22 protein-coding genes and 2 pseudogenes are annotated in these 26478 nt (G+C 65.5%); 7 read left to right on the forward strand and 17 right to left on the reverse strand.

The window, feature by feature from the left end; all coding sequences use genetic code 11:
• The 8 genes and pseudogenes from QOJ24_RS08740 to QOJ24_RS08775 form a co-directional block, all read right to left on the reverse strand.
• A pseudogene (locus QOJ24_RS08740) lies at nt 1-881 on the reverse strand (hypothetical protein); the annotation flags it as partial.
• Between the two features lie 14 nt (nt 882-895).
• A complete protein-coding gene (locus tag QOJ24_RS08745) occupies nt 896-1516 on the reverse strand; it encodes a hypothetical protein (RefSeq protein ID WP_526260592.1) in 621 nt (206 codons plus the stop codon).
• A 103-nt stretch (nt 1517-1619) separates the two neighbouring features.
• Entirely contained in the window at nt 1620-2018 is a 399-nt protein-coding gene (locus QOJ24_RS08750; protein ID WP_526260593.1) for a DUF4233 domain-containing protein, read from the reverse strand.
• Nucleotides 2015-3424 carry a bifunctional tetrahydrofolate synthase/dihydrofolate synthase gene (gene folC, locus QOJ24_RS08755; protein WP_526260594.1) on the reverse strand — a complete coding sequence of 470 codons (1410 nt, stop codon included), beginning with the start codon at nt 3422-3424 and terminating at the stop codon, nt 2015-2017. The genes QOJ24_RS08750 and folC overlap by 4 nt, the downstream gene beginning before the upstream one ends.
• Entirely contained in the window at nt 3421-6075 is a 2655-nt protein-coding gene (locus QOJ24_RS08760) for a valine--tRNA ligase (protein WP_526260595.1), read from the reverse strand. The genes folC and QOJ24_RS08760 overlap by 4 nt, the downstream gene beginning before the upstream one ends.
• A gap of 41 nt (nt 6076-6116) precedes the next feature.
• On the reverse strand, nt 6117-6764 hold the full coding sequence (locus tag QOJ24_RS08765; RefSeq protein ID WP_526260632.1) for a DUF937 domain-containing protein: 648 nt from the start codon (nt 6762-6764) through the stop codon (nt 6117-6119).
• Between the two features lie 90 nt (nt 6765-6854).
• A complete protein-coding gene (locus QOJ24_RS08770) occupies nt 6855-8120 on the reverse strand; it encodes a saccharopine dehydrogenase family protein (RefSeq protein ID WP_526260596.1) in 1266 nt (421 codons plus the stop codon).
• A gap of 11 nt (nt 8121-8131) precedes the next feature.
• The gene (locus tag QOJ24_RS08775) at nt 8132-10120 is read right to left on the reverse strand and encodes a S9 family peptidase (RefSeq protein WP_526260597.1); all 1989 of its coding nucleotides are present in this window, start codon (nt 10118-10120) and stop codon (nt 8132-8134) included.
• A 64-nt stretch (nt 10121-10184) separates the two neighbouring features.
• Between QOJ24_RS08775 and QOJ24_RS08780 the strand changes: the two genes are divergently transcribed.
• From QOJ24_RS08780 to QOJ24_RS08790, 3 genes are read left to right on the forward strand one after another with little or no spacing between them, the layout of a single operon-like run.
• Complete coding sequence (locus QOJ24_RS08780) at nt 10185-10580, forward strand: winged helix-turn-helix transcriptional regulator (RefSeq protein WP_526260598.1); 396 nt, start codon at nt 10185-10187, stop codon at nt 10578-10580.
• The gene (locus tag QOJ24_RS08785) at nt 10577-11107 is read left to right on the forward strand and encodes a PaaI family thioesterase (protein ID WP_526260599.1); all 531 of its coding nucleotides are present in this window, start codon (nt 10577-10579) and stop codon (nt 11105-11107) included. Before QOJ24_RS08780 ends, QOJ24_RS08785 begins: the two co-directional genes overlap by 4 nt.
• Nucleotides 11108-11138: 31 nt before the next feature.
• A complete protein-coding gene (locus QOJ24_RS08790) occupies nt 11139-12302 on the forward strand; it encodes an FAD-dependent oxidoreductase (protein WP_526260600.1) in 1164 nt (387 codons plus the stop codon).
• Here QOJ24_RS08790 and QOJ24_RS08795 read toward each other — a convergent pair.
• The 6 genes and pseudogenes from QOJ24_RS08795 to QOJ24_RS08820 all read right to left on the reverse strand — a co-directional run bounded on the left by QOJ24_RS08795 (nt 12294) and on the right by QOJ24_RS08820 (nt 19354).
• Nucleotides 12294-12767: a transglycosylase family protein gene (locus QOJ24_RS08795; protein ID WP_526260601.1), complete on the reverse strand. Its 474-nt coding sequence runs from the start codon at nt 12765-12767 to the stop codon at nt 12294-12296. The genes QOJ24_RS08790 and QOJ24_RS08795 overlap by 9 nt on opposite strands.
• A 273-nt stretch (nt 12768-13040) precedes the next feature.
• Nucleotides 13041-13265, reverse strand: a pseudogene (locus QOJ24_RS08800) (transglycosylase family protein); the annotation flags it as partial.
• Between the two features lie 1138 nt (nt 13266-14403).
• Nucleotides 14404-14970 carry a molybdenum cofactor guanylyltransferase gene (gene mobA / locus QOJ24_RS08805; protein WP_526260602.1) on the reverse strand — a complete coding sequence of 189 codons (567 nt, stop codon included), beginning with the start codon at nt 14968-14970 and terminating at the stop codon, nt 14404-14406.
• 10 nt (nt 14971-14980) lie between these two features.
• Entirely contained in the window at nt 14981-16051 is a 1071-nt protein-coding gene (locus tag QOJ24_RS08810) for a thiamine pyrophosphate-dependent enzyme (RefSeq protein ID WP_526260603.1), read from the reverse strand.
• A complete protein-coding gene (locus QOJ24_RS08815; protein ID WP_526260604.1) occupies nt 16048-17985 on the reverse strand; it encodes a 2-oxoacid:acceptor oxidoreductase subunit alpha in 1938 nt (645 codons plus the stop codon). Before QOJ24_RS08815 ends, QOJ24_RS08810 begins: the two co-directional genes overlap by 4 nt.
• A 364-nt stretch (nt 17986-18349) precedes the next feature.
• Nucleotides 18350-19354 carry a LacI family DNA-binding transcriptional regulator gene (locus QOJ24_RS08820; RefSeq protein ID WP_526260605.1) on the reverse strand — a complete coding sequence of 335 codons (1005 nt, stop codon included), beginning with the start codon at nt 19352-19354 and terminating at the stop codon, nt 18350-18352.
• A 73-nt stretch (nt 19355-19427) separates the two neighbouring features.
• On the opposite strand from QOJ24_RS08820, the gene QOJ24_RS08825 reads away from it, so the two are divergent.
• From QOJ24_RS08825 to QOJ24_RS08840, 4 genes are read left to right on the forward strand one after another with little or no spacing between them, the layout of a single operon-like run.
• Complete coding sequence (locus QOJ24_RS08825) at nt 19428-20585, forward strand: phytanoyl-CoA dioxygenase family protein (RefSeq protein ID WP_526260606.1); 1158 nt, start codon at nt 19428-19430, stop codon at nt 20583-20585.
• Nucleotides 20582-21589 (forward strand): Gfo/Idh/MocA family protein, encoded by a 1008-nt coding sequence (locus QOJ24_RS08830; RefSeq protein WP_526260607.1) that lies wholly within the window; start codon nt 20582-20584, stop codon nt 21587-21589. Before QOJ24_RS08825 ends, QOJ24_RS08830 begins: the two co-directional genes overlap by 4 nt.
• Nucleotides 21586-22458 (forward strand): sugar phosphate isomerase/epimerase family protein, encoded by an 873-nt coding sequence (locus tag QOJ24_RS08835; protein ID WP_526260608.1) that lies wholly within the window; start codon nt 21586-21588, stop codon nt 22456-22458. The genes QOJ24_RS08830 and QOJ24_RS08835 overlap by 4 nt, the downstream gene beginning before the upstream one ends.
• On the forward strand, nt 22455-23417 hold the full coding sequence (locus QOJ24_RS08840; RefSeq protein WP_526260609.1) for a Gfo/Idh/MocA family protein: 963 nt from the start codon (nt 22455-22457) through the stop codon (nt 23415-23417). Before QOJ24_RS08835 ends, QOJ24_RS08840 begins: the two co-directional genes overlap by 4 nt.
• Nucleotides 23418-23437: 20 nt before the next feature.
• Here QOJ24_RS08840 and QOJ24_RS08845 read toward each other — a convergent pair whose 3' ends face one another.
• Genes QOJ24_RS08845 through QOJ24_RS08855 form a run of 3 tightly spaced genes read right to left on the reverse strand, consistent with a single transcriptional unit; the run spans nt 23438 to nt 26339 of the window.
• Nucleotides 23438-24262, reverse strand: a complete 825-nt coding sequence (locus QOJ24_RS08845) for an ATP-binding cassette domain-containing protein (protein ID WP_526260610.1) — start codon at nt 24260-24262, stop codon at nt 23438-23440.
• Nucleotides 24263-24265: 3 nt separating this feature from the next.
• Complete coding sequence (locus QOJ24_RS08850; RefSeq protein ID WP_526260611.1) at nt 24266-25324, reverse strand: ABC transporter permease; 1059 nt, start codon at nt 25322-25324, stop codon at nt 24266-24268.
• 25 nt (nt 25325-25349) lie between these two features.
• Nucleotides 25350-26339, reverse strand: coding sequence for a substrate-binding domain-containing protein (locus tag QOJ24_RS08855; protein WP_526260612.1), 990 nt, complete (start codon nt 26337-26339; stop codon nt 25350-25352).
• Nucleotides 26340-26478 lie beyond the last annotated feature (139 nt).

Consider the following 26478-nt stretch of genomic DNA (forward strand, 5'->3'; position numbering starts at 1 on the left):
GCCTGCTTCTCAACCGGCGGCGGGACCTGCTTCTCAACCGGCGGCGGGACCTGCTTCTCAACCGGCGGCGGGACCTGCTTCTCAACCGGCGGCGGGACCTGCTTCCCGTCGACCGGCGGCGGGACCTGCTTCCCGTCGACCGGCGGCGGGACCTTCTTCTCATCCACCGGTGCCGGGACCTTCTTCTCATCCACCGGCGGGGGCACCACCGGGTTCGGGTTCGGTACGGGTGCGACCGGCGCTTGTCGTGGCACCGGATTGTTCGGCGCGAGGCGAGGAGCGGGCGCCTGCTGTCGAGGCGCCTGTTGCCTGGGCGCCGGCTGCTGCACGACGACCGGCGGGCTCGGCGCAGGCGGCGCGGCGGGCGCGGGCGCCTGCTGCACCGGCGCGGGCGCAAGCGGCACCTGCACCTGTTGCGACGGTGTGCCTGTCGTGTTGGCCGGCGTCGTCGACACCCCGGTCATCTGCCATGTCGCGATTAGGGCGGCCACCGCCAACAGCGCGGCCGCCGCGGCTCCGCCGAACAGGACGCCTGGCTTTCGGTACCACGGCATGGGCGGTGCCGGCGGCATAGCCATCGGCTGTGGGCCGTATGCGGGTGGCGGCGGTCCGTATTGCTGGGGCGGCTGCTCGTAGTACGGCTGCTGCGGCTGGTCGTAGTAATTGTCGGTCGGGGCTTCGCCGTATGAGTAACCGCCGCCTTCGTATGAGCCCGGTTCGGACCAGGCAGTGGGCTGCGGCGGCTGCGGCGCGGCGGGCGTCGCCACCGTCGGGGGCGACAGCTGGTTGGTCCGATCTCCCAGCTGCTGGGTGCGGTCCCCTAGCTGCTGCGTGCGATCCGAAATCCGCTGGGTCGGGTCGAAGTTCTGTGGGTGATTCATGGTTTCTCCAAGTCCTACGGCGCGGGCGCCGGCGCCTTTTGGTTTCCCGTGCTCCCCGGCGGGTTCGGATGGCACAGCAGGTCGTCCGGCGTCGGGTTCTCCGGATCGCCCGGGTTGTGATCCGGCGGAGTCTGCTTGCCACCCGGGTCCGCGCCGGTTTCCGGGTCTTTCGGATCGCCGGGAGTCTGCTTCTGCTCCGGATCGCCGGGAGTCTGCTTCTTCTCCGGGTCGGGATCCTGCTTCTGCTCAGGGTTCGGATTGGGGTTTGGATTCGGTCCTGGCGCAGGCGAATTCGGAGAGACCGGTGCCGGGGCGACGCCAGAGGGGTTCGACGGCGCTACACGAGGTATGTGCGCCTGCTGCCGCCGAACCTGCTGACGAGGCGCGTATTGCTGCACGATGACCGACTGGCTCGGCAACGGCGACGGTGGCGCAACCAGTACCTGCTGGCCGTAGGGCGGTGGCTGCTGTTGGTGATACACGCCGCCAGGCTGCTGGCCGTACGACGGATACGGACCGGGTTCGCTGTAGGGAGCCTGCTGGGGCCAGGCCCCCGGCTGCTGACCGGCCGCAGGGGCGGCCATCGTCGGCGCCCCGTCTTGAGGCGTGGGGTCGAAGTCCCTTCGGTAATTCATTGTTGCTTCCCTATGGATTCAAGGGGGTCCGCTGGGCACAACAATGACACTTCCGCGGCAGTGATGCAGGGTAGTTGGCTACCCCAGTTCTCGTTCGCCGAAATTAATCGGGCGGGGGTTGTTGGCCTGGCAGCAGGCCCTGCGCTTCGCGGCGCCTCACTTCGCTACGCAGATAAAAAATGAGCAGCCAGACGCCGGCGAAGACCAGGCCGATGAAGCCGACGGCACCAGACACGGCCCATCCGGCGACAAGCGCCACCTGAATACCGAGATTCACCCAGATCGCCCAGGCTCGGCCCTGCAGTCCGGCCAGCAGCACCAGCACAACCGCCAGGCCGATCAGGTAGGTGCCGGTGATCGCCGTCAGCCCGCCGTCGGCCTTCGAGACGACGGGTAGCGCGAGCAGCACCACGATGGCTTCCAGGATCAAGGTGCCCGCCATCACCCCTCGGAAGCTCTTCCAGGGGTCCGGCCCGGCGGGCCCGTCTGGCTGATCGCTCATTCGGGGTCCCGTCCGAAAAGCGTGCGGGCCGCGCCTGCGGTGACGACCGACCCGGTGATGACGACGCCACTGCCGGAGAAGCCTTCGCCGCCATGTCCAGCCTCCTCGACAAGCGCGGTCGCGGTCTCGATGGCGTCGGGCAGGTTGGCAGATGCGATCACTCGCTCCGGTCCGAATCGCTCCTCGGTTCGCGTCGCGAGGCTCTCGACGTCCAGGGCGCGCGGCGAACCGTTGTTGGTCACGATGATCTGGTCGAAGGCCGGTTCGAGCGCGGCCAGAATGCCGTCGACGTCCTTTTCGGCCATCACCGAAACGATTCCGACGACGAAATGAAAGTCGAACTCGTCGGCCAGCGTCTGCGCCAAAGCCGCCGCACCGGCCGGGTTGTGGGCGGCGTCAATGAAAACCGTTGGGGCGCTGCGCATTCGCTCCAGTCGTCCAGGGCTGACGGCGGCCGCGAAACCGGCGCGGACGACATCGATGTCGAGTTGCCGTTCCGCGCCCGCGCCGAAGAACGCCTCGACGGCAGCTAACGCGATGACGGCGTTGTGGGCCTGATGTTCGCCGTGCAGGGGAAGGAATATCTCGGAGTACACCCCGCCGAGGCCCTGCAGCTCGAGCACTTGGCCCCCGACCGCTACTTGCCGGCCCAGCACCGCGAACTCGGAATCCTCCCGAGCGACTGCGGCGTCGGCCGCTACCGTTTGGGCCAGCACCACCTCCATTGCCTCAGGCACCTGCCTGCCGATCACCGCCACCGTGTCAACCGGCGCCAGATCGTCCTTCTGCCTGACGATGATGCCCGCCTTCTCGGCGGCGATATCGGCGATTTCGGTTCCCAGGTACTCGGTGTGGTCGACACCGATGGGAGTGATCACGGCTACCGGGGCGTCGACGACGTTGGTGGCGTCCCAGCGTCCGCCCATTCCGACCTCCACGACCGCGACGTCGATCGGCGCGTCGGCGAAGGCCGCGAACGCCATGGCGGTCACGACCTCGAACTTGCTCATCGCCGGCCCCCCGGCCGCTTCGGACTGCTTGTCGACCAGCTCGACGAACGGTTCGATCTCTTCGTACGTCGCCACATACTGCGCAGGCGTGATCGGCTTGTTGTCGATAGCAATGCGCTCGACGGCGGACTGCAGGTGCGGGCTGGTCGTGCGGCCGGTCCGTCGATGCAGTGCGGTGAGGAGCGCATCGACCATGCGCGCCACCGACGTCTTTCCGTTGGTGCCCGCGATGTGGATCGACGGATACCCGCGCTGCGGCGAGCCGAGCAGCTCCATCAACGCTGAGATGCGGGCCGTACTCGGTTCGAGTCTGGTCTCGGGCCACCGCTGGTCCAGCAGATGCTCCACCTGAAGCAGCGAGGCGATTTCGTCCGGCGTCGGGACGGGCTCGGTCATCGAAGAGAAGCCAGCCTTGCCGTGATTCGGTCGACTTCCTCTTTGGCCAGCTGCTGGCGGCCGCGGATCTTGTCGACGACATCGACGGGCGCCTTCGCCAGGAAGGCCTCGTTGTCGAGTTTGGCGGTGGTGCCTTTGAGTTCCTTCTCGGCAGCGGCCAGATCCTTTTCGAGCCTGCGACGCTCGGCGGCGACGTCCACGGTGCCTGAAGTATCGAGCTCAACCGCGACGGTGCCACGGCTCAGCCGCACCTCGACCGAGGCCGTCGGAGCGAATCCGTCCGAAGCCGGCGTCAGCCATGCCAGCGATGTGACCGCAGGAATCTGCGAGTCGAGATCGGCCGCGGAGACATTCGTCAACCGTGCGGGCACCTTCTGCCGGTCGGCGAGTCCCTGATCGCTGCGGAACCGTCGCACCTCGGTGACCAGCTTCTGCATATCGGTGATGCGTTGAGCCGCAACGAGGTCGACGGCGAAGCCGGACGGGGTGGGCCACTCGGCGATGACCAGCGATTCGCCCCCCGTGAGTGCCTTCCACAGTGTCTCGGTGACGAACGGCATCACCGGATGCAGAAGCTTCAAGAGCGTGTCCAGAACCGCTGCGAGCACAGCCGTGGTATGAAAAATTCCCTCGGCCAACTGCACCTTGGCGAGTTCGAGGTACCAGTCGCAGAACTCATCCCAGGCGAAGTGGTACAGCGCTTCACACCCGCGGCTGAACTCATAGTTGTCGAGCGCCGAATCCACTTCGGCGCGAACCTCTTCGGCCCGGCCAAGGATCCAGCGGTCGGCGTCGGTCAGATCGGCAGCGGCGGGCAGCGGCGCGGGGCTGGCCCCGTTCATCAGCGCGAAGCGGGTGGCGTTGAACAATTTGGTGGCGAAGTTCCGCGACGCCCTGGCGTGGTCCTCACCGATGGACAGGTCACCGCCGGGGCTAGCGCCGCGGGCGAGGGTGAACCGAAGCGCGTCCGCGCCGAAGATCTCCACCCAGTCGAGCGGATCGATACCGTTGCCCCGCGACTTGCTCATCTTCTTGCCGAACTCGTCGCGAATCAGCCCGTGCAGGAACACGTTTTCGAACGGCACCTGCGGACCGCGCGCGCCGTCCTGGGTGATCGCCGGATCCGACGAGACGAACTGGCCGAACATCATCATCCTGGCCACCCAGAAAAACAGAATGTCGTAGCCGGTGACCAGGACACTGGTCGGATAGAACTTGGCCAGTTCGGGAGTGTGATCGGGCCAGCCCATCGTGGAGAACGGCCACAGCGCCGAAGAGAACCAGGTATCCAGCACGTCGGGGTCTTGCTCCCAGCCCTCGGGTGGCGCCTCATCGGGTCCGACGCAGACGGTCTGGCCCTCGGGACCGTGCCAGATCGGGATGCGATGCCCCCACCACAGCTGGCGGGATATACACCAGTCGTGCATGTTGTCGACCCAGGCGAACCAGCGAGGCTCGAGGCTCGGCGGATGAATAGCGGTGTGCCCGTTGCGCACCGCGTCACCTGCCGCTGTGGCCAGTGACTCGACCTTGACCCACCACTGCAGCGACAGCCTGGGCTCGATGGGTTCTCCGCTGCGCTCGGAATGCCCGACGCTGTGCAGATACGGCCGCTTCTCTTCGACGATCCGGCCCTCGGCGGCCAGCGCCTCGCGAACCGCGACGCGGGCGTCGAACCGGTCCATGCCGTCGAATTGCGTTCCGGTGTCGGCGATCCGGCCCTTGGTATCCATCATTGTCGGCATCGGCAGCTTGTGTCGCAGCCCGATGTCGAAGTCGTTCGGATCGTGCGCTGGCGTGACTTTGACTGCGCCGGTGCCGAATTCGGGGTCGACATGTTCGTCGGCGACGACGATCAACTCGCGGCCGGTGACGAAAGGGTGCGGCAGCGTCTTGCCGACGAGGTCGCGGTAGCGGTCGTCGTCGGGGTGCACCGCGATGGCGGTGTCACCGAGCATCGTCTCGAGGCGCGTGGTGGCCACCACGATGTGAGGTTCGGCGTCATCGAGCGATCCGTAGGTGAACGAAACCAACTCGCCCTCGACGTCGGAGTAGGAGACCTCCAGGTCGGAGATGGCGGTCTCCAGCACCGGCGACCAGTTCACCAGTCGTTCGGCTTGGTAGATCAGCCCGGCGTCGAAGAGCCGCTTGAAGATCGTGCGCACCGCGCGGGACAGGCCGTCGTCCATGGTGAAGCGGTCGCGGCTCCAGTCCACACCGTCGCCGAGCCTGCGCATCTGGCCGCCGATCGTGCCGCCCGAATCGCGCTTCCAGTCCCAGACCTTGTCGACGAACAGTTCGCGGCCGAAGTCTTCCTTCGTCTTGCCGTCTACTGCCAGCTGCTTCTCGACGACGGACTGGGTCGCGATGCCCGCATGGTCCATGCCCGGCAGCCACAGCACCTCGTAGCCCTGCATCCGCTTTCGCCGGGTCAGCGCATCCATCAGTGTGTGGTCGAGCGCATGCCCCATGTGCAGGCTGCCGGTGACATTGGGCGGCGGCAGCACAATCGAATACGGCGGCCTGTCGCTCGCCGGATCGGCCGTGAAGTATCTGGCGTCCACCCAGCCCTGATAGAGCTCGCCCTCCACCGCGCCCGGTTCCCAGGTTTTGGGCAGGGCGTCCGTGGATGGCTTCGGGCTGGCGGTCACCGCGCCATTCTATGGAGTGCGGCGCGCCCGCCCCTGCGTGGCTACTTCTTGCCGGCGAGCAGCCCGCCGAGGATGTCGCCGATCGCGCCGCCCTGCCCTCCGCCTATCACGCTGCCGAGGATGCTGCCGAGCGGATTGTTCCCGCCACCGCCACCGGCGCCTCCACCGGCACCGGCACCGGCGCCTCCACCGGCGCCGGCGAGGATGCTGCCCAGGATGTCGCCGAGGCCGCCGCCGCCTGCCGACTGTGCCTGGGGCTGCTGGGCGGGCGCCGAAGCCGAGCCCTTGGTGAGCTGCTTGCCGATATAGGCCAGCACGATCGGGGCGAGAATCGGCAGCAGCTTCTTGATCAGATCACTGCTGCCTGCGCCGGTACCACCGAGCGCAGACGCGACGGCGTTGCTGTCGTTGCCCCCGAAGAGGTGCGCAACGAGGTTGTCGCCCTCCTTCTCGTCGACCTGGTCCACGTTGACGCCACCGTCGAGCAGGCCGCTTTCGCCCTGTCGCGCCACGGCGGATTCGAGCTTGCTCGAGTCGATGTCGTTCGACTCGACGTTCTGCGCCAGACCGCCGACGAGTGCAGGCACCAACGTTCTGATGGCGTTGTTCACCTCGCCCTCATCCGCGCCGACTTTGCTCGCGATGTCCTGTACCGGGATCTGCGCGAAGAGTTCGTCGAGACCTGCCATTGTCATGTCCACCTTCATTGCTGGTTATCGCATGCCGGGCACGACACTAGTCGCTTTGATCTTGGATAACAGGTGTTCAGCGCTGGCAGGTCAATTCAGCCGGTCGATTCCCAATGACACACCGGCAGCGCGGAATCGAGCGAGTAACGCATCGCCCATCGCCGCCGCAGGCGTCAATACGCCGAGCAGACCGGAAAGTTTGTTTCGATCCAGTGCCAGCGCCAAACCGCTTTCGCCGAGCAACACCGAGGTGGCCTTGTAGCCAGGGTCGCCCTGCTGGGACATGGTGGCCCGATATCTCGCCCCGTTCGTCGTCGTTGTGTACGTCTCGATCGTGTAGTGGCCGCGCTCGCGGGTGCGTTCGCTCGGGCCGGTGCCCGACTTGGGAACGATGCGGTCCACCAAGCGCTCCGGCACCTTGTCAAGATACCGACTACCCAACCCGGTGGCGACTGCGCCAACGCCCGAAGCGATCGCCGAGGCGACCGGCGCCAGCGCCGAGGACCCCACACTCTGACACTCAGAATAGCGGAACCGCGCGCCGTACGCCCAGTCCTGTAATGCGTTGCTACGTCTGACAACTCGTGTATTCGTCGACGCCATCATGAATCCCGTGGTCCAAATGCCGTCCAGCTCCGGCGCGATTTGAGCGCCGCGCCGCCACGGATAGTCGGGCTGGGCACCGAACTCGGGCTCGGCCGCCCGGTCCGGGGTGAGGGTGTACGGATCTTCGAGCTGACGTCGAATCTCCGGATCACCCGACGCCGCCCGCAACACATCCGTGATCGACGCGACGGTGCCGCCAGAAAGCCCGCCGGCCATCCTCCGGACCACGAAGGTGGTGTCCAACAAATCGCCTGCGTCGTCGTCGCACGCCCGTCGGTACAGCGCGTAAACGCTGAGATCGGAAGGGACCGAGTCGAATCCGCATGCATGTACGATCCGCGCTCCGGTGTCCTTGGCCTGTTTGTGGTAATGGTCAATGCTTTCGCGCATGAACATCGGTTCACCGGTGAGATCCGCGTAATCGGTGCCGGCGGCGGCACATGCGGCGACAAGCGGCAGCCCGTAGCGGTTGTACGGTCCGACAGTCGTCACCACGACCTGTGTCCGCGCGGCCATCGCATCGAGCGTCGAGGGCTGCGAGGCATCCGCCGTGATGAGCGACCAGGACTGCGCCGACTCCCCCAGCGTCTCCCTCACCGCCTGCAGCTTGTCCTGCGAACGGCCTGCAAGCGCAACGCGTGCGTCGCGGCCGGCGCTGGCCAGGTACTGCGCGGTCAGCTTTCCGACGAACCCGGTCGCGCCGTACACGACGATGTCGAACTCACGGTTGCTCATGCCTGTGGGACCCATGGCTTCCGACGCTACCCGAGCGTCTCGGGCGGTTCGATGTCCTCACCCAGCACGTGCCGGCCAAGGAACGCGATGACCACCTGGTACCAGATTTTGGCGTGTTGTGGTGAGAGCACCCAGTGGTTCTCCGAGGGAAAGTAGAGGAACCGGTGTGGGCTCGTACCGTCGTCGGCGGCGGGTAAACCTGATTCGCTGAGCAGCTCATACCACAGCCGGAGTGCCTCGCCGATCGGGACGCGGTAGTCCTTGTCGCCGTGGATGACGAGCATCGGCGTGCGGATATCGGCGACGAATCGGTGCGGTGAGTTGGCCTCGGCCGCCTCACGCGTCATCTCGCGCAGCCAGTAGTAGGCGGCGTCGGTAGTGGAGTTGAACTGGTCGAGCGCCCACAGGCTGGCGTGGCTGACGATGGCGTCGAACCGGTCGGTGTGGCCGGCAATCCAGTTGGCCATGTACCCGCCAAAGGAACCGCCCATCACGGCGGTGTGGGACGCATCGATGCGCGGATGGGCACACGCGGCGTCGGTGGCGGCCATCAGATCCTCGAACGGCGCACCGCCCCATGCGCCCCAGCCCCGTTGGATGAAGTCCTGGCCGTAGCCGGTCGAAAGCCCCGGATCCGGAAGCAGCACCGCGTATCCGCGGGCGGCGAGCACCCATGGGTTCCATCGCCAGTGCCAGGAGTTCCAGCTGTTCAGCGGTCCCCCGTGAACCCAAAGAACAAGGGGTGCGGGCACTTCCCTCTCGGGCAGCACCAACCACGATCGCACCGACGTACCGTCGTCGGCGGTTGTCCGCACCTCTGTGAGTGAACCGGGCAGCCGGGGGTGCTCGACACAAGGCAGCGGTGTGACGGTGCCGTCGGGGTCGATTCGCACCGGGTGCGGTGGGCAGGCGTACGAACTCCGCAGCGCGTAGACGATGCCCTCTGGTGCGGCCGTCACGTCCGTGTAGGCGTAGTCGTCGGTCGTCAACGGCTCGATCTCGCCGGCGGCGATGTCGAGTCGGAACACCGGGCAGCGGCCGCTGTCATCTGCGGTGACCAGCAGTGCACCGCCGTCGCGCGAGAACGTGACAGACGTCGGCCAGCGATCCCAGTCGGCGACGAGCTCTGCCGGCGGCTCACCGAACCGCATGTAGCGCAGGCTGATTCGAGGTGCATGCTGCGGCGTCGAGTATGACTCCCGGATGAACGCCACGGCCGTCCCGTCGGGTGAAACGGTCGGACTCCATAGATCGGCCTCCGGTTCGTCGGCGATGACGGAGTGTTCGCCGGACGCCAGGTCGACGCGGACGAGCACCGATCGTTGTGACGGACCCGGCGCGGGTCGCTGCCATGACGTCACCACGAAGCTGCCGTCGGGGCTGACGTCGAAGTCGGCGTCGCGCAGGGCACCGGCGGGCCGCGGTGTGAGATCGGTCGGATTGGCGTCGTCGGCGAGGTTCAGTGCGAGCAGGTGCGGCGCGCCCGGGCCGAGATCCTTGTCCCAGTGCCGGATCGGATATCCGGCGTGCAGAATCGCGGTGATCTTGTTGTCCTTGCGCAGATCCCGTAGCCGATGATCGTCTTCGAAACTGCGCGCCGACGGCAGCAGCGGCGCACGTACCACCGCCGTCGCTTCGTCGCGTGCCGTCTTAACCACGTCGACGCCGCCTGCCGCCGTAAGCACCTCGACAGCCTCGCCGCCGGCCGCAGGAAGGCTCCACAGCGCCGCGGGCGGCTTGTCGTCGTCGTCGGTCGGACGTACCGCGACGAACAACAGGTCACCGTTGGATGTGAACGCAGGCGCCGACTCGCCCTTGGCCCCTCTGGTCAAGCGGCGGCGCGGTGCCACACCCTTCGGGTCGAGTTCCCAGATCGCGGTGACGTATTCGGTGCGCTTCTCGTTGAGCTCGCTGACGGTGGTCACGACGCGCGAGCCGTCTGGTGAGACGGCCAGGCCGGAGACTCGCGCAAGGGCGAAGAAGTCGTCGAGATCGCCGAATGGGGTTTCGGTCATGCGACGTTCGTAGCACAGCTGTAGTCAGTTTGATTTTCAAACTCACGACGGGCACACTGGCGGCATGGACAACGTCGCGCTGGCCGACCTTCCCGGCAGGCCCTGCCCGATCGCGGCAGCGCTCGGTCTCGTCGGTGAACGATGGGCACTGCTCGTCGTACGCGAGATTGCGCTCGGGGCCACCCGCTTCGGCGACATCGTCGCGGGCACCGGCGCGCCGCGGGACCGCATCGCGGCCCGACTCAAGGCTCTCGAACGCGCAGGCGTCGTCGCACGGACCCCGTACCACGACGGGCCGGTCCGCTACGAATACCGGCTCACCGACTCCGGCGACGCACTCATGCCGGTTCTCGACGCCCTCCTCGAATGGGGACGGCGTTACGCCGTCGCGTCCGACGACCCCGATCGACAACGCAGATACCGACCGATGAGCGCGCTGAAAGTGAAGGGATCACCTTGACCGCAGAGCTGGCCGACGCCGCCACACGCGAGGACTGGGGACCGCAGCGATCGCGCACCGTCACATGGCACGAACCAGGGCCGAGCACCGCCAAGGGCCTGTCGATGGCCGGAGTCGACTACTTGCGGGCCATCGCAGCCAGTGAACTGCCTCAGCCGCCGATCGCAGGCCTGATGCGCTTTGAGATGGTCTCGGCCGACCCGGGACGGGTGGTCTTCACGTGCGAGCCCGACGAATCGGCATACAACCCGATCGGAGCCGTCCACGGTGGTCTGGTCTGCACGCTGCTGGACTCGGTCACCGGATGCGCGGTGCACAGCACCCTGCCGCAGGGCAAGGGCTACACGTCGGTCGAGATCAAGGTGAACTACCTGAAGGCGGTGCGGCTGAGCAGCGGACTGCTGACCGCGACGGGAACTGTCGTCAAGGCGGGAGCGCGGGTGGGCTTCGCCGAGGGTGTCGTCGCCGATGCCTCGGGTGCGGTGGTGGCGACGGCCACCAGCACGCTGTTGGTGTTCGACCTGTAGCCACGCGCGGCGGGGGCGCTACCTTCGACGGGTGGCGCAACAGCAGTTCCTCGTCATCGGTGCGGGCATTGCGGGTCTGGCGACGGCGGTCGCCCTGCAGCGCCGTGGCCATGACGTCAGCGTCCTCGAGAGCCGCAACGACGCCACGAGCGGAGCCGGGATCAGCATCTGGCCCAACGCCCTTGCCGCCCTTGATGACATCGGACTCGGTGACGCGGTCCGGGGTGCCGGCGGCCGGGTGACCGCGGGAGCGATGCGCTGGCACGACGGCACGTGGCTGCGTCGTCCATCGAAGGAGCGGATCGTCAGGGCCCTCGGCGAGCCGCTGGTGGTGATCCGACGGTCCGTCCTCAACGAGGTGCTGGCCGGCGCGTTGGCGAGCGGCACCGTGCAAACAGGGGCTACTGCATCGAACGTCGAGATGGCGCAGGGCGGTGTGCGCGTGACACTTTCCGATTCGACCACGCGACAGGCCGCCGCTGTGATCGGCGCCGACGGCACGCACTCCGTTGTGGCCCGCCATCTGAACGGCGAGCTGCGCAACCGCTACGTCGGATACACCGCGTGGCGCGGCATTGCCGACGCCGCGATCAATCGAGATTTCGCCGGTGAGACCTTGGGCGCTGGACGCGAATGCGGGCATGTACCGCTCGGCCCCGATCACACCTACTGGTTCGCAACCGAGCGCGCGAAGGAGGGTCGCGTCGCGTCACCGGGCGAACTGGAGTACTTGAAAACCAGGTTCGGGTCATGGGCCGAGCCCATGCCTGCGCTGCTGGCTGCAACCGATCCGAGCGTCGTCCTGCGCAACGACCTGTACGACCGTGACGAGGCCCGCGTGTGGTCGAAAGGTCCGATCGTTCTGGTCGGCGATGCCGCCCACCCGATGCGTCCGCATCTCGGCCAGGGCGGCTGCCAAGGGCTGGAGGACGCCGCGATTCTGGCCGCCTTCGTCGACCAGAGCAGCGATCTACCTACCGCTTTCGCGCGATTCGCGACGTACCGCAAGCCACGGACCAAGGCTTTGACCCGGGAGTCGGCGATGATCGGACGAGTAGTCAACCTGCGACCCGCACTGCTGAGCGGCCTGGCCAGTCGTGCGACGGTGCTGGTGCCGGAGGCGGTGCTGACCCGGCATCTGGCGACGGTGGCGTCGAGGTCGGCGTTCAGGGCGCCGACGGCGGCGTCAGCCTAGGCCGAACGGGCTGAGGAACGTCGAACAGATCTGACGCAGGTCGACCAGTCCGAGCACCGCGCCGCCCCGCATCGCGCCGCATCCCCTCAGCGGACTGGATGCGTTCCACACTGCGGGTCCGCCTGCGGACGAACCGCAGGTTGGCCATGCCTTCAGGCCTTGGGTCCGAAGCACATTCTCGGCGACCCTGATCTGCTCTTCCCTGGAGGCCGTCGACGGTGAGCCGACTCCGCCATTGGACGCCCAGGTCGAGGACTTGAACTGCAGGCCGCCGTAGTGCCCGTTTCCGGTGTTGGTCGACCAGTTCCCGCCCGACTCGCACTGGGCGATTGCGTCCCAATCGAGGCTGTCGGCGTTCGCAGTGGCCGCTGAGAGCGTCAATGGGGCAAGGAAGAGCGCCCCAGCAATTGCGACGAGCCAGCCGGCCTTCCTCGCCGCCTGGACGAACGAATGGCGTTTATTCATCACGCTGGTCCTTCCCCGACCTTGCAACTAGTGGGACTTTCGGGTTAGGAGGGTCAGACGTTACAAGGGAGGTATTTGCACGTTATCGGGACGGGATAGGACACAGCTAGCGATGTGGCAAATGAGGAAGAAGGGCAATATGAGTAAACGGAGACGAATGTTAGATAAGGGGCAGATGTGACAGATGGGGCTATTGAGAATAAGAAAGGTGCCGGGCCTTAAAAGACCCGGCACCCCTTAATTGCGTGCAGCGTTGTGTGCAGCGTGCGGGTGTCAGCCGCGCCTGCCGCAGACCGGCCAGGCGCCGATGCCCTGACTCTTCAGCACGTTGTTGGCCACCCGGATCTGCTCCTCACGGCTAGCCTTGTGCGGTGAGCCCGCGCCACCGTTGGCGCGCCAGGTCCCCATGGTGAACTGCAGGCCACCGTAGTAGCCATTGCCGGTGGCGGTGTGCCAGTTGCTACCCGACTCGCATGCCGCGACGGCGTCCCAGTTCACGCCGCCGTCCGCATTCGCGGTGCCGGTCGCCAGCGCCATCGGTGCCAACGCGAGTGCACCGGCGATGGTGGCCAGACCGAACGTTGTGCGGATGTTCTTCACTACTTTCCTTTCGCCAAGCGCGCGCCGACAACGCCCGCATGCGCAGGCGCTGATGCCGTTGAGGCAGAAAAATCGGGTCGTGCCGTCTCGGTCAGGCACGACAGGGGAAGTGACAGATCACCCCGCCGGACGTCACGCCCGGCGGCCGCGGGAGTAGGCGATCGCCCGGTCCGCAGCCCCACTCACACGCAGGTTCGTGGTTTGGAATTTATTTGCTCATTTCTGAGTCGCCTGGAAACGTACAAAGCGATTTCGGCAAAGTCATATCGGTGACGAACGTGTCGCGCTTAGATCACGGACAGATCACGGCTGCAGCGGCATACGGTCGTCGCAGGTCATACCGGCGAGTCGGCCTAACAGCCGTGCCGGTGCCGGCGCCATAACTAGGTGAGCTAAATCACTGGTTTATTGTGACCTGGAACACCCGATATTGGTTGAAAGAACAAGTAATTAGCGGGTAGATCGCCCAGAAGTGGCCGCCAGCAGGATCTTTCGTCACATTCAGCAGAAAACGTTCGCTGCTGCGTACTTTCAGGCGTAGCTAGCGACTGTTGTTGGTGAACAGGGTGTTTGGGGGTTACAGGCTGCGTATGCGCATCCCGCTGCGGGATCGCCGATCGCATTGGGTGTGCATTCGGCTTCTGAAACGTGAAGCCGCAGTGCGTCTCTGGTCTCCAAACGGAGATCGTCGTACTCGGGACACCGATACGCCGTTGCGTCTACCCGATCAGCCGGGTCAGCAGACGTGATGCGTCGATCCCGCCATCGCCTAAATGCCGATCGACACCGCTCGCGGCAGCCATGCCCAAGTCGGCAGCCCGACCTCCATCCCTACCAAGCCCAATGCTGCACGGTGACAGTGGATTTCGCGCGCCCGATGCAGGCGCCACGCGGGATCTCATGGTGCCGACGGCCAATGAAACGCCGGTCAATCACGGGGTTCAGCGAAAGAATGCATTTTCAATTGCATGAAATGGCATCGCAATGACGGGTTCAGTAGTTTGCTAGAAGATCGCCTGGGGTTGTGGCGCGCTCTTCAGGACAAGTCTGCGGTGGTGTTGACGTTCGTCAGTGCCCGTCGTGTCGGCATGACGATGCGTTGCGTGTCGACGGTGTCCACCAACGCACGCATGCTGCGCTCCCCCGCTTCGATCAGCACGTCGACTCGATCAGCCAGCTCGGTGCGGTACACGCCGGCCAGGTAGTGGTCGCGGCCGTCCCATGGAAGGACCACGTCGACACCAAGCCGGGCAGCGTGTTCTGCGAGCTCGTCGATAAGCGCGGTTTCCATGTGTGGCATGTCGACCGCGCAGACAAAGGCCAGCTCACATCCGGCATCCGCGGCCGCCCGCAGACCACGCCCAGTCGCCAGCAGCGGGCCGACCCCGCGCACCTCGTCGCGCAGGACTTCGGCCTGCAGTTCGGGTAGCGGTTGACCGGGAGCCGCGATGACAAAAACCGGCGAGCACCGGGCGCTCAGGGCCGAGACGACCAGTTCGACCATGGTCGAACCCTCGAAGGGGAGGGTTGCCTTATCGCGGCCCATCCGGCGGGACGCGCCGCCGGCCAGTACGACAGCAGCGAGCGGCACGGGCGATGTCACGTCGATGAGATTAGTCGACGGTCCAGGTGTCCCTACCGCGCAGCAGCGACTGCAGGGCAGCCGTGTCGTGCGGCTTGGCATCGCGGGCCGCGGCGACCTGCTGACGTGCCGCATCGTCGTACGTCGGCTTGCTGACCTGACGGAAGATGCCCATCACCATGTGCTCGAGGTTCTGTTCCGAGAGCCGAGACAGCGCGAATGCATAGGCGGGATCGTCGATGTGCGCGTCGTGCACCACGATCGCATCGGCGGTCACGTCGGCCGTCTTCGCGACCTCCAGTCCGAATCCGGACTTCACGACGCAGTACTCGCCGCCGGCCCCGAAGGTGATCGGCTCACCGTGGGCCAGGTTGATCAGACGCTCCTCGGCGCCTTCCTTGCGCAACGCATCGAACGAGCCGTCGTTGAAGATCGGGCAGTCCTGCATGATCTCGACCAGCGCCGCGCCGCGATGCTGGGCGGCGCCACGAAGCACCTCGCTGAGGCCCTTGCGGTCGGAGTCCAACGCGCGACCGACGAACGTCGCCTCGGCGCCCAAGGCCAGCGACACCGGGTTGAACGGGTAATCCAGCGAGCCCATCGGCGTCGACTTGGTGATCTTGCCGGTCTCTGACGTTGGCGAGTACTGGCCCTTCGTCAAGCCGTAGATCCGGTTGTTGAACAGCAGGATCGTGATGTTGACGTTGCGCCGCAGGGCGTGGATCAGGTGGTTACCGCCGATGGACAGCGCATCGCCGTCACCGGTGACGACCCACACCGACAGATCCGGCCGGGCGAGAGCAAGACCGGTGGCGATCGTCGGGGCGCGGCCGTGGATCGAGTGGAAGCCATAGGTCTCCAGGTAATACGGAAAGCGGCTCGAGCAGCCGATGCCGCTGACAAAGGCGATGTTTTCTCGGCGCAGACCCAACTCCGGCAGGAAGTTGCGAATCGTGTTGAGAATGACGTAGTCGCCGCAACCGGGGCACCACCGGACCTCCTGGTCACTGGTGAAGTCCTTGGCTTTCTGCGGCTCGTCGGTCGTCGGTACGCCGCCGGTGCCCGGAGTCAGGCCGAGGTCTGTACCTATCAGGTCGGTCATGTGTCTGCTCCCACGCCCGTTTCCACGGTGGCCGCAGCCAGCCGGGCGAACTTGGCCTTGTCGCTTTCCTTTTCGCTCAGCGTCCCATCGAGGGCGCCCTCGATGATGTCCTCGACTTCGTCAGCCAGGAACGCCATGCCTTCCACCTTCGTCACCGACTGCACGTCAACCAGGAACGTGCCGCGCAGCAGCAGCGCCAACTGGCCGAGGTTCATCTCCGGCAGTACCACGTTCGGGTAGCTCCGAAGCACCTCGCCGAGGTTGGCGGGGAACGGGTTGAGGTTACGAAGCTGCGCGTGAGCGACCTTGATGCCCTTGCGCCGTGCCCGCCGGCACGCCTCGCCGATCGGGCCGTACGAGCTGCCCCAGCCGATCATCAGCAGCTCCGCGTCGCCCGTCGGATCGTCGACCTCGAGCTCCGGCACGGCGATGCCGTCGATCTTCGCTTTGCGCAGCCGCACCATCAAGTCGTGGTTCTTCGGCTCGTAGGAGATGTTGCCCGAGCCGTTCGCGGCTTCCAGACCGCCGATGCGGTGCTCCAGGCCCGGTGTGCCCGGGACGGCGAACTGACGGGCCAGCGTCTCGGGATCGCGAGCATACGGCTGGAACGGCTCCCCGGTTTTTGCGAAGGTGTGCGTGATCGGCGCATAGGTGCTGACATCGGGAATCTGCCACGGCTCAGAGCCATTCGCGATCGCGCCGTCGGACAGGATCATCACCGGGGTGTGGTAGGTGATGGCGATTCGTGCGGCCTCGACCGCCACATCGAAGCAGTCGGACGGCGACCGGGGCGCGATCACTGCGACCGGCGACTCGCCGTTGCGGCCGAACATCGCCTGCAGCAGGTCGGCCTGTTCGGTCTTGGTGGGCAGACCAGTCGATGGTCCGCCGCGCTGCACGTCGATGACGATCAGCGGAAGTTCAGTCATCACGGCCAGGCCGATGGCCTCCGACTTCAACGAGATACCGGGGCCCGACGTGCTGGTGACGCCGAGCGCACCGCCGTAGGAAGCGCCGATCGCCGCGCCGATGCCCGCGATTTCGTCCTCGGCCTGAAACGTGAGGATATTGAAGTTCTTGTGTTTGGAAAGCTCGTGCAGGATGTCCGAGGCGGGAGTGATCGGGTAGGTGCCGAGCACCAGTTGAACGTCGGCGAGTTGGCCCGCGGTGACCAAGCCGTACGCCAGGGCGGTATTGCCAGAAATCTGGCGGTAGTCGCCGGACTTCAACTTCGCGGGCGCCACCTCGTACGTGCTGGCGAATGCCTCCGTGGTCTCGCCGTAGTTCCAGCCCGCCTTCAACGCCAGCACGTTGGCCTCGGCGATGTCGGGTTTGCGAGCGAACTTCTCGCGGATGAACGCCTCGCTGTGCTCGAGTTCGCGGCCGTACATCCACGACAAAAGGCCGAGCGCGAACATGTTCTTGGCGCGTTGGCCGTCTTTCTTGGAGGCGCCGATCGACTCGACCGCACCGAGCGTCAATGACGTCATCGCGACGGGCTGCACGACGTAGTCGGAGAGCTCGTCGGTCTCGAGAGGATTGGCCTCGTAGCCGACCTTCGCGAGGTTGCGCTTGGTGAACTCGTCGGCGTTGGCGATCACCAGGCCGCCGCGGGGCAGGTCGGAGATGTTGGCCTTCAGCGCGGCCGGGTTCATCGCCACGAGGACATCGGGACGGTCGCCTGCGGTCAGGATGTCGTAGTCGGCGATCTGGATCTGGAACGACGAGACGCCGGGCAGAGTGCCTGCTGGTGCCCGGATCTCGGCGGGGTAATTGGGTTGTGTGGCAAGGTCATTGCCGAACAGAGCGGCCTCGGTGGTGAACCGGTCGCCGGTCAGCTGCATGCCGTCGCCCGAGTCGCCTGCGAATCGAATGACAACCTTTTCGAGCTTTTGGCGAGCCGCCGGACTGGCCCCGTTGCCGTTCGGGCTCACAACCCCTGCCTCTCGTGCGGTTCGGACGTGTACCTCAGTCGCGTTTCAGCGTCCACAATTTTGGTGTCACTCGCAGTACCGATTAAACCACTTCTCTTAGGCAGCCTTTTACCCGACTCGCGGGTTACCTGCAGATGACACCGGTAAAAACGCGATGGTCAGCGGCGTGTCCAGCGACGCGATGAGACAAAAGTGTGTCATTCGTCACGTCCCCCTGACGAAAAAATTCTAAGGAAAAAGTTACCGACTGGTAGCTCGTTGCTAGCACCCTGCGCCCGACCGCAAGCGCCCGACCAATTCCCGCGAAACGGAATTCCAGCACCCCCGTACTCGAACTTTCGGTGCTGGAATTCCGTTTCGCGCACTAAGCCGGCAGGTTGAACGGTGTGATCACCTGAATCGGAGCCGGACGTGCCGCCTCGACGGGCAGCGCTCCGCGCTCCTGCAGGATCAACCGCATCGCCAGCCGCGCGTCGGCGCGCAGATCGTTGTGCAGCACGACGGAGATCCGGCCGTCGCGCAACAGTCGCCGGTTGTCGGCGTCCAGGTCATGAGCGATGAACACCCGGCAGTCACGCCCGAGCCGCTCGAACGCGGCGGCGGTCGCGGCGTTTCCACCGCCGACCGAGTAGACGGCCTCCACGGCCGGGTTGGCTTCGAGCGCCTCGAGCACCAGCCGTTCGTTATTCGCGTCGATTCCGTCGCTGTCGCTGACCTCGACGATCTGACGCCCCGAGCCGCGCAGCGCCGACCGGAAGCCGACCTCGCGCTCCCCCTCGCCACGGAACGCGTTGCGGCTGAGCGTGATCAACACATCCGACGGCGACGCCCCCAGCCATTGCCCCATCAGATAGGCGGCGGTCACACCTGCGCCGTGATTATCGATGCCGACATAGGAACATCGGGCGCTGCCGGGAACGTCGGTCGCATACGTCACGACGGGAACGCCGCCGTCCACCAACCGGTCGATCGCCTCGGCCACCTCGGGCTCATCCTGCGCCTTGAGGATCACGCCGTGACTGCCGCGCAGACGGCACAACGCGTCGACCATCTGTCCCGTCGACCCCGCTTCCCATAGGTGAAACCGGGCCCGCACCATCGCGGGCGCGAAGGCGGGCAACTCGGCCTCGACCGCGGCGCGGAACGCATCGGAGAACCGCTGCGGGGTCTGCATGACGACATCGATCAGGTAGCGCCGTCCGCTCAACCGCAGCTGAGCGCGTTGCTTGTCCAGATCGGATATCGCCTGCATGACCTCGGCGCGGGTGTTCTCCCGAACGCCGGGCCGCTCGTTCAGGACGCGGTCGACGGTGGCCTCGCTCAGCCCGGACTGTTGGGCGATCTCGCGAACCTTGAAGCGGTGCGCCACGTCTGGCCTCCTGAGGCATTTTTGATGGGTTTTTGGTGTTGATTGCGGTACGGCCGACCACCAGACTATCGACATGGCGACGCCACTGACCACTGCATTCAGGCCGTGGCTCGACGAGCGCGATTACCGGCTCGAGGAGTTTCACACCGAGGTGACACGAACCACCAGCCTTGCCGACTACCCGCACGCCGTCGATATACGCGAGAACGTGCTTGTCTACCCGGGGACGCCAGGTTTCGACCGACGGGCCCTGCAGACCGAGCTGATCCATGCGCTGACCGACGGGCCCGGCGTCGTCGTCTTCGAGGGCGCCTATTCGGCCGACCTCGTCGACCGCGCCAGCGAGGCGTTCTACGCCATCATCGAGGCTCAGCGGGCAGCAGGCTCCGCGGTCGGTGATCACTTCGGTGAGCCAGGGGCCAACGACCGCATCTGGAATGCCGCGCAGAAGCTGGCGCTGCATGCACCCGAAGTCTTCGCGCAGTACTACGCCAACGACACCATCGCAGTGATCTCCGAGGCGTGGCTCGGACCGCGCTACCAGGTCACCTCTCAGGTCAACGTCGTCAATCCGGGCGGCAAACAACAGGTTCCGCACCGCGACTACCACCTCGGCTTCGTCGCGCAGGACGACCTCGCGGCCTACCCCGCACACCTGCATCGCACGTCTCCGATGCTCACCCTGCAAGGCGCGGTCGCCCATGGTGACATGCCGATCGAGAGCGGACCGACGATGCTGCTCCCCTACTCGCAGCGCTTCCTCGGCGGCTACATCGCGTTCAACCGGCCGGAGTTCATCGAGTACTTCGCCGAGCACCACGTGCAGGTGCCACTGAGGACCGGCGATGCGGTGTTCTTCAACCCCGCGCTGTATCACGGTGCAGGCACCAACTTCTCGGCCGACATCCGGCGGATGGCCAACCTCCTGCAGATCTCCTCGCCGTTCGGGCGGGCGATGGAGGCGGTGGACCGCACCGCCATGGTGCGTGCGGTGTATCCGGCGCTGCTCTCCATGAAAGCCGCGGGCGTCTCCCAGCGCGAGCTGCACAACGTCGTCGTCGCGACCGCGGAAGGTTACGCGTTCCCCACCAATCTCGACCTCGACCAGCCGGTGGGCAGCATCGCCCCGCCGTCACAGGTTGACACAGTGCTGGCCGCGTTGGCCGACGGCCTCACCGGAGAACAACTCGATATCGCGCTGCGCGACCAGGACGACAGGAGAATCCCGTGACCACACTCGGCGTAATCGGATTGGGCCGCATCGGCGCATTCCACACAGAGACGCTGCGCAATCTCGACGGCGTCGACGAGCTGATCATCACCGACGAGCGCGCCGAGATCGTTGCCGCGGTCGCGACGAAACATGGTGCCACGCCGGCCGATTCGGTGGACGAACTTCTGTCGGCGGGGATCGACGGAGTTGTCGTCGCCGCGGCGACACCGGCCCACACCGAGCTGACGCTGGCCGCCGTCGAGCGCGGAATCCCCACCTTCTGCGAGAAGCCGATCGCCGCAACGGCAGCCGAGAGCGTCCGGGTCGCCGACATCATCAAGCGCTCCGGCGTGCCGGTGCAGGTCGGTTACCAGCGTCGCTTCGACGCCGCCTTCGCCGCGGCCAAACGCGCTGTCGACGACGGTTCGCTCGGCCTCCTGCACACGGTTCGCAGTACGACGATGGATCCCGCCCCGCCTCCGATGGAGTACATCGCCGGCTCAGGCGGCATCTTCCGGGACTGCGCGGTGCACGACTTCGACATACTGCGGTGGATAACCGGCCAGAAGGCCGTCGATGTCTACGCCACCGGTAGCGTGCAGGGCGATCCGCAGTTCAGCGACTTCGGTGACGTCGATACCGCCGCAGTGGTGGTGCGCTTTGAGTCCGGCACGCTCGGCGTGGTCTCGGCGGCTAGGTACAACGGCCACGGTTACGACTGCCGGCTCGAGGTCCACGGTTTCCATGACACAGTTGTCGCCGGATGGGACCAGGGCGCGCCGGTCCGAAATGTTGATCCCGCCAACGATTTTCCCGAGGGGCCCGCGCACCACTTCTTCATGGACCGCTTCACCGAGGCGTTCCGCGCGGAGCTCGCGTCCTTCGTCGACGTAGCAAACGGCAACGCCGCCCCCGCGTGCACCGTCGAAGACGCGGTCGAAGTCGCCTGGCTTGCCGAGGCGGCGACGGAGTCGTTGAAGCGCGGCGCGCCGGTTCGGATCGAAGAAGTGAGGTCTAGATGAAAATCGCCGGTGCCCCGATCTCCTGGGGGGTCTGTGAGGTGCCCGGATGGGGACATCAGCTCACGCCCGAGCGGGTGCTCGCCGAGATGCGCGACGTCGGAATGATCGCCACAGAGCTTGGGCCAGAAGGATTTCTGCCATCTGACCCGGCCACTCTGACCGCATTGTTGAACTCCTACGGTCTACGCTGCGTCGGCCAGTTCGCGCCTGTGGTGCTGCACAACCCGGACCACGATCCGCTCCCCGATATCGCCGCATCGTTGGATGCGATCGTGGCGTGCGGAGCAGATGTCCTCGTGCTCGCCGCCGCAACAGGCACCGACGGCTATGACGCACGACCGACTCTCGACGAGAGCCAGTGGCTGACACTGTTGGCCAACCTGGACAGGCTCGCCGACACCGCCGCCGACCACGGCGTGCTTGCAGTGCTACACCCACACGTCGGCACGATGGTGGAATCGCGTGACGAGGTCGTCCGGGTGCTCGACGGCTCGGCTGTCCGGCTGTGCCTCGATACGGGCCACCTGATGATCGGTGGGACGGATCCGCTTGCGCTGGCGCGGGAGGTGCCGCACCGGATCGCCCACGCGCACCTGAAGGATGTGGACGCGAAGCTGGCCGCGCGCGTGCAGGCCGGCCAGCTGACCTACACTGAGGCGGTCCGGCGCGGCATGTACACGCCACTCGGCGCGGGTGACGTCGACATCGCGGGCATCGTCAACGCCTTGCGGAGCAACGGGTTTGACGGCTGGTTCGTCATGGAGCAGGACACCATCCTGCATGACGAGCCGGCCGACGAAGGTCCGCTGCGGGATGTGGCGGCCAGTGTCACCTACATGCAGAGCGTATGCCGCAGCGTAACGGTATGAGCTTGCGAATCGGGGTGCTCGGTGCATCCCGAATCGCCGATCTCGCCATCGTCGGTCCCGCTCAGCAGCTGGGTCACCGGCTGGTCGCCGTCGCCGCACGCGATCGCGCCCGCGCTGAGCTCTTCGCCGAAAAGCACGGTGTCGAGCGCGTTCTGGGCTCGTACGCCGAGGTGATCGCCGACCCGGAAGTCAATGCCATCTACAACCCGCTGGCGAACTCGTTGCACGCGCCGTGGAACCTCGCGGCGATCGAGGCGGCCAAGCCGGTGCTCACCGAGAAACCGTTCGCGCGCAACCGTTCGGAGGCGCAGCGGGTCGCCGAGGCCGCGCAGGCCGCGGGCGTCACGGTGATGGAGGGCTTTCACTATCTCTTCCATCCGGTGATGCGCCGCGCGCTCGAGGTTGCCGTTGACGGCACGATCGGCGATATGCACCACGCGGAGGTGCGGATGGCGATGCCCTCACCCGAGGCCTCCGATCCGCGTTGGTCTTTCGAAATGGCAGGCGGGGCGCTGATGGATCTCGGTTGCTACGGCCTGCACATCATGCGCAGGCTCGGCCACCCGTCGGTCATTCGCGCGCACGCCAACCAACGCACTCCGGGTGTCGACGAGTGGTGCGATGTGGAGCTCGGCTTTCCCGGCGGCGCGACCGGCCTGTGTGCCAACACGATGGCCGCCTCCGACCATTCGTTCACCCTGCGCATCGTCGGCACCAAGGGAGATCTCCTTGTGCACAACTTCATCAAGCCGAACGAGGATGACCGACTCACCATCCGCACACCGGCGGGGACACGAGTCGAGCACCACGGCACCAGGACCTCGTACAGCTATCAGCTGGAGGCGTTCGGCTCGCACGTGCTCCATGGCACACCGTTGCCGATCGACACCGCAGACGCAGCGCAGAACATGGCCTATGTGGATGCCGCATATAGGGCCGCAGGCATGACACCGCGTTAAGGCAGTCGGCGCGCCTCGTGCTAGTCCTTGGCACCGCGCAGTTCGTGTGACAGCGCTTCCAGCTCGTCGCCGCCCGCCATCTCCTGCGTCAAGTGCTCGAGGGTGATGTCGTCATAGGTGCAGTCCAGCTTCTGCTGACCGCGATTCAACAACACGAAGTGGTCGCCGACCATGTGCGCGTGGTGCGGGTTGTGCGTGATGAACACGACGCCGAACCCGGCCTCCTTGGCAGCGGTGATGTACTTCAGCACCACACCGGACTGCTTCACGCCCAGCGCCGCTGTCGGCTCGTCGAGGATCAGCACACGAGCACCGAAGAAAACAGCCCGCGCAATCGCGACACATTGCCGCTGACCACCCGACAGCGAGCCGATGGGCACGTCGACGTCGGGCAGATCAATGCCCATCTTCGACAGCTCGGTGAGCGTGGTAGCCCGCATCGCGTTGGCATCCAGTGCCCACGGGAAGCGACCCTGACGGATCTCCTGGCCAAGGAAGAAGTTGCGCCACACCGGCATCAGGGGCACGACGGCAAGGTTCTGGTAGACAGTCGCAATACCTTTGCCCAATGCATCTTTCGGCGAGGTGAGCTTGATCGGCTCGCCGTCGATGAGCAGCTCACCGTCGGTCTGCGGGTGGTACCCGGCGATGATCTTGATCAGCGTCGACTTACCCGCGCCGTTGTCACCGAGGATGCCGGTCACCTGACCCGCGTGCACCCGTAGCGAGATGCCTTTCAGCGCAGTGATGTTGCCATACGACTTGCCGATGTTCTTCAGCTCGACCAACGGCACTTTGCCGCCTGACGGAGCCTCTTCCACGGGACGATCAACTGTTGCGGTCATGGGTCACCTCTTGGCGGCGTAGTTGCGGAATGCGTTGTTGGCGATTACCGCGAAGAGCAGCATCACGCCCATGAAGAACTTGAACCAGTCGGGATTCCATCCGGCGTAGACGATGCCCTGTTGCACCATGCCGAAGATGAACGCGCCGATCGCGGCGCCGATCGCGGTGCCGTAGCCGCCGGTGAGCAGGCAGCCGCCGATAACCGCGGCGATGATGTAGATGAACTCGTTGCCCACACCTTGGCCGGACTGCACGGTATTGAACGCGAACAGCAGATGCATACCGGCGAACCAGGCGCAGAATCCGACGAACATGAACAGGCCGATCTTCACCGCCGTCACCGGAACACCCACGGCGCGCGCGCTTTCCTGGTCACCGCCGACGGCGAAGATCCAATTTCCGATGCGCGTCTTGAACAGCACCCATGTCGCGACGGCGGTGAACAGCAGCCACCAGAGCACGGTAATCCGAACCTCGACACCGAAGATCGGGAACGACGACGAGAACACCTTCTGCGCCGAATCCCAGCCCTGCATGTCGTTGACGCTCGGCGTTGCCACCTGACCCGAAATGAGCTTGGTCACAGCGAGGTTGATGCCGGTGAGCATCAATAGAGTGCCCAAGGTGATCAAGAAGCTGGGAATCTTGGTCTTCATCACCAGGTACCCGTTGAAGAAGCCGACCGCCAGGGCGACGATCAGGGCCAACCCGGCGCCGGCCCAGAGATTGAGGTGCAGGTTGTAGGCAAGCAGCGAGGCGGCGAGCGAGCTGGTGGTGACCGCCACGCCCGACGACAGGTCGAATTCGCCGCCGATCATCAGAAGCGCTACCGCGCAAGCCATGATCCCGATCGTCGAACTTGCATATAGCACCGTCGCCAACGCTTCGGGCGACCGGAACGGCGGCGCGACGACCAGGAAGAAGATGAAGATCGCGACCGCGCCGATCGCCGCACCCATCTCGGGGCGAATGAACAAGCGCTGTATCCGGTTTCGTTCCTTGACGCGTTCGTCGCGAACGATCTTGTGACCGCCGACGTCCAGATCAGTCTGTGTAGTCATGTTTCACTCTCTCCTGGGCGGCGGATCAACGGGTTCCGGACTTGGCCAACTCGGCGACCGAGTCGATGTTTGTCTCGTCGATGAACGACGGGCCCGTCAGGGTGGCCTGTCCGCCACCGATCAGGTTTTTGTTGTTGATGAACAGCCATAGGGAATCAATGGCCAGGTAGCCCTGCAGGAACGGCTGCTGGTCCACAGCCCACTTCACGTCACCGGCCTTGATGGCGTCGACGAGGGCCGCGTTAGTGTCGAAGGTGACGATGTTGGCGTTGCTGCCTGCGTTGGCTTTCGACTGCACGGCAGCCAGCGCGATCGGCGCGCCCAGCGCGACCACATAGTCGACGGACTTGTCCGATTGGAGCTTGGCGGTGATCGTCGACTCGACCGACGGCATGTCCTTGCTGTTGACGTTGAGGATCTCCGACTGTCCCTTGAAACCCTCACGGACGCCGGCGCAACGAGATTCGAGTGCGACCTGACCCTGCTCCTGGATGACGCAGATGATCTTCTTGGCGCCGTCCTTCTGCAAGCGTTCACCCGCGGCGATGCCGGCGAGTTTCTCGTCCTGACCGAAGTACTCCTGTACGCCCATGGTCTTCCAGTTGTCAAAGCCCGAGTTGAAGGCGACGACGGGAATGTTCTTGGCGGCTGCCGCGTTGACCGCCGGCGCCATGGCGTCCGGCTTGGCCAGCGTCAAAGCGATGCCTTTGACACCGCTGTCGATGGCGGTCTGCACGAGGTTGGCCTGGTTCGGCGCCTCAGGGTCGTTTGAGTAACGCAGTTCGATGTTGTCCTTATCGGCCGCGGCTTGTGCGCCCTTGCGGATCAGATCCCAGAACGAGTCGCCCGGTACCTCATGGGTGATCATCGCGACGGTGACGCGCGGGGTATTGGCCTGCCCGGCGCCCATTCCCCCGGCCGACTCCTGAGGCTTGCCCCCGGTCGACGAACACGACGCAACCCCGAGCACGAGCACGCTTGCCCCGGCGATGGCCGCGAGCCGAGTAAACCTCATTGTTTCTCCTTGTATTCGTGTGCGGCGTGGCACGCCTCAGGGTCGATGTAATACGGCTCACAGAAAAAAGTCAAGAGTTTGTCCTGACATTAGGACTGCATGTCAAATGCTAGGGTGCATCCATGCTGGTCCGGACGAA

This window comes from Mycobacterium sp. (assembly GCF_032159775.1).
Classification (GTDB): Bacteria; Actinomycetota; Actinomycetes; order Mycobacteriales; family Mycobacteriaceae; genus Mycobacterium.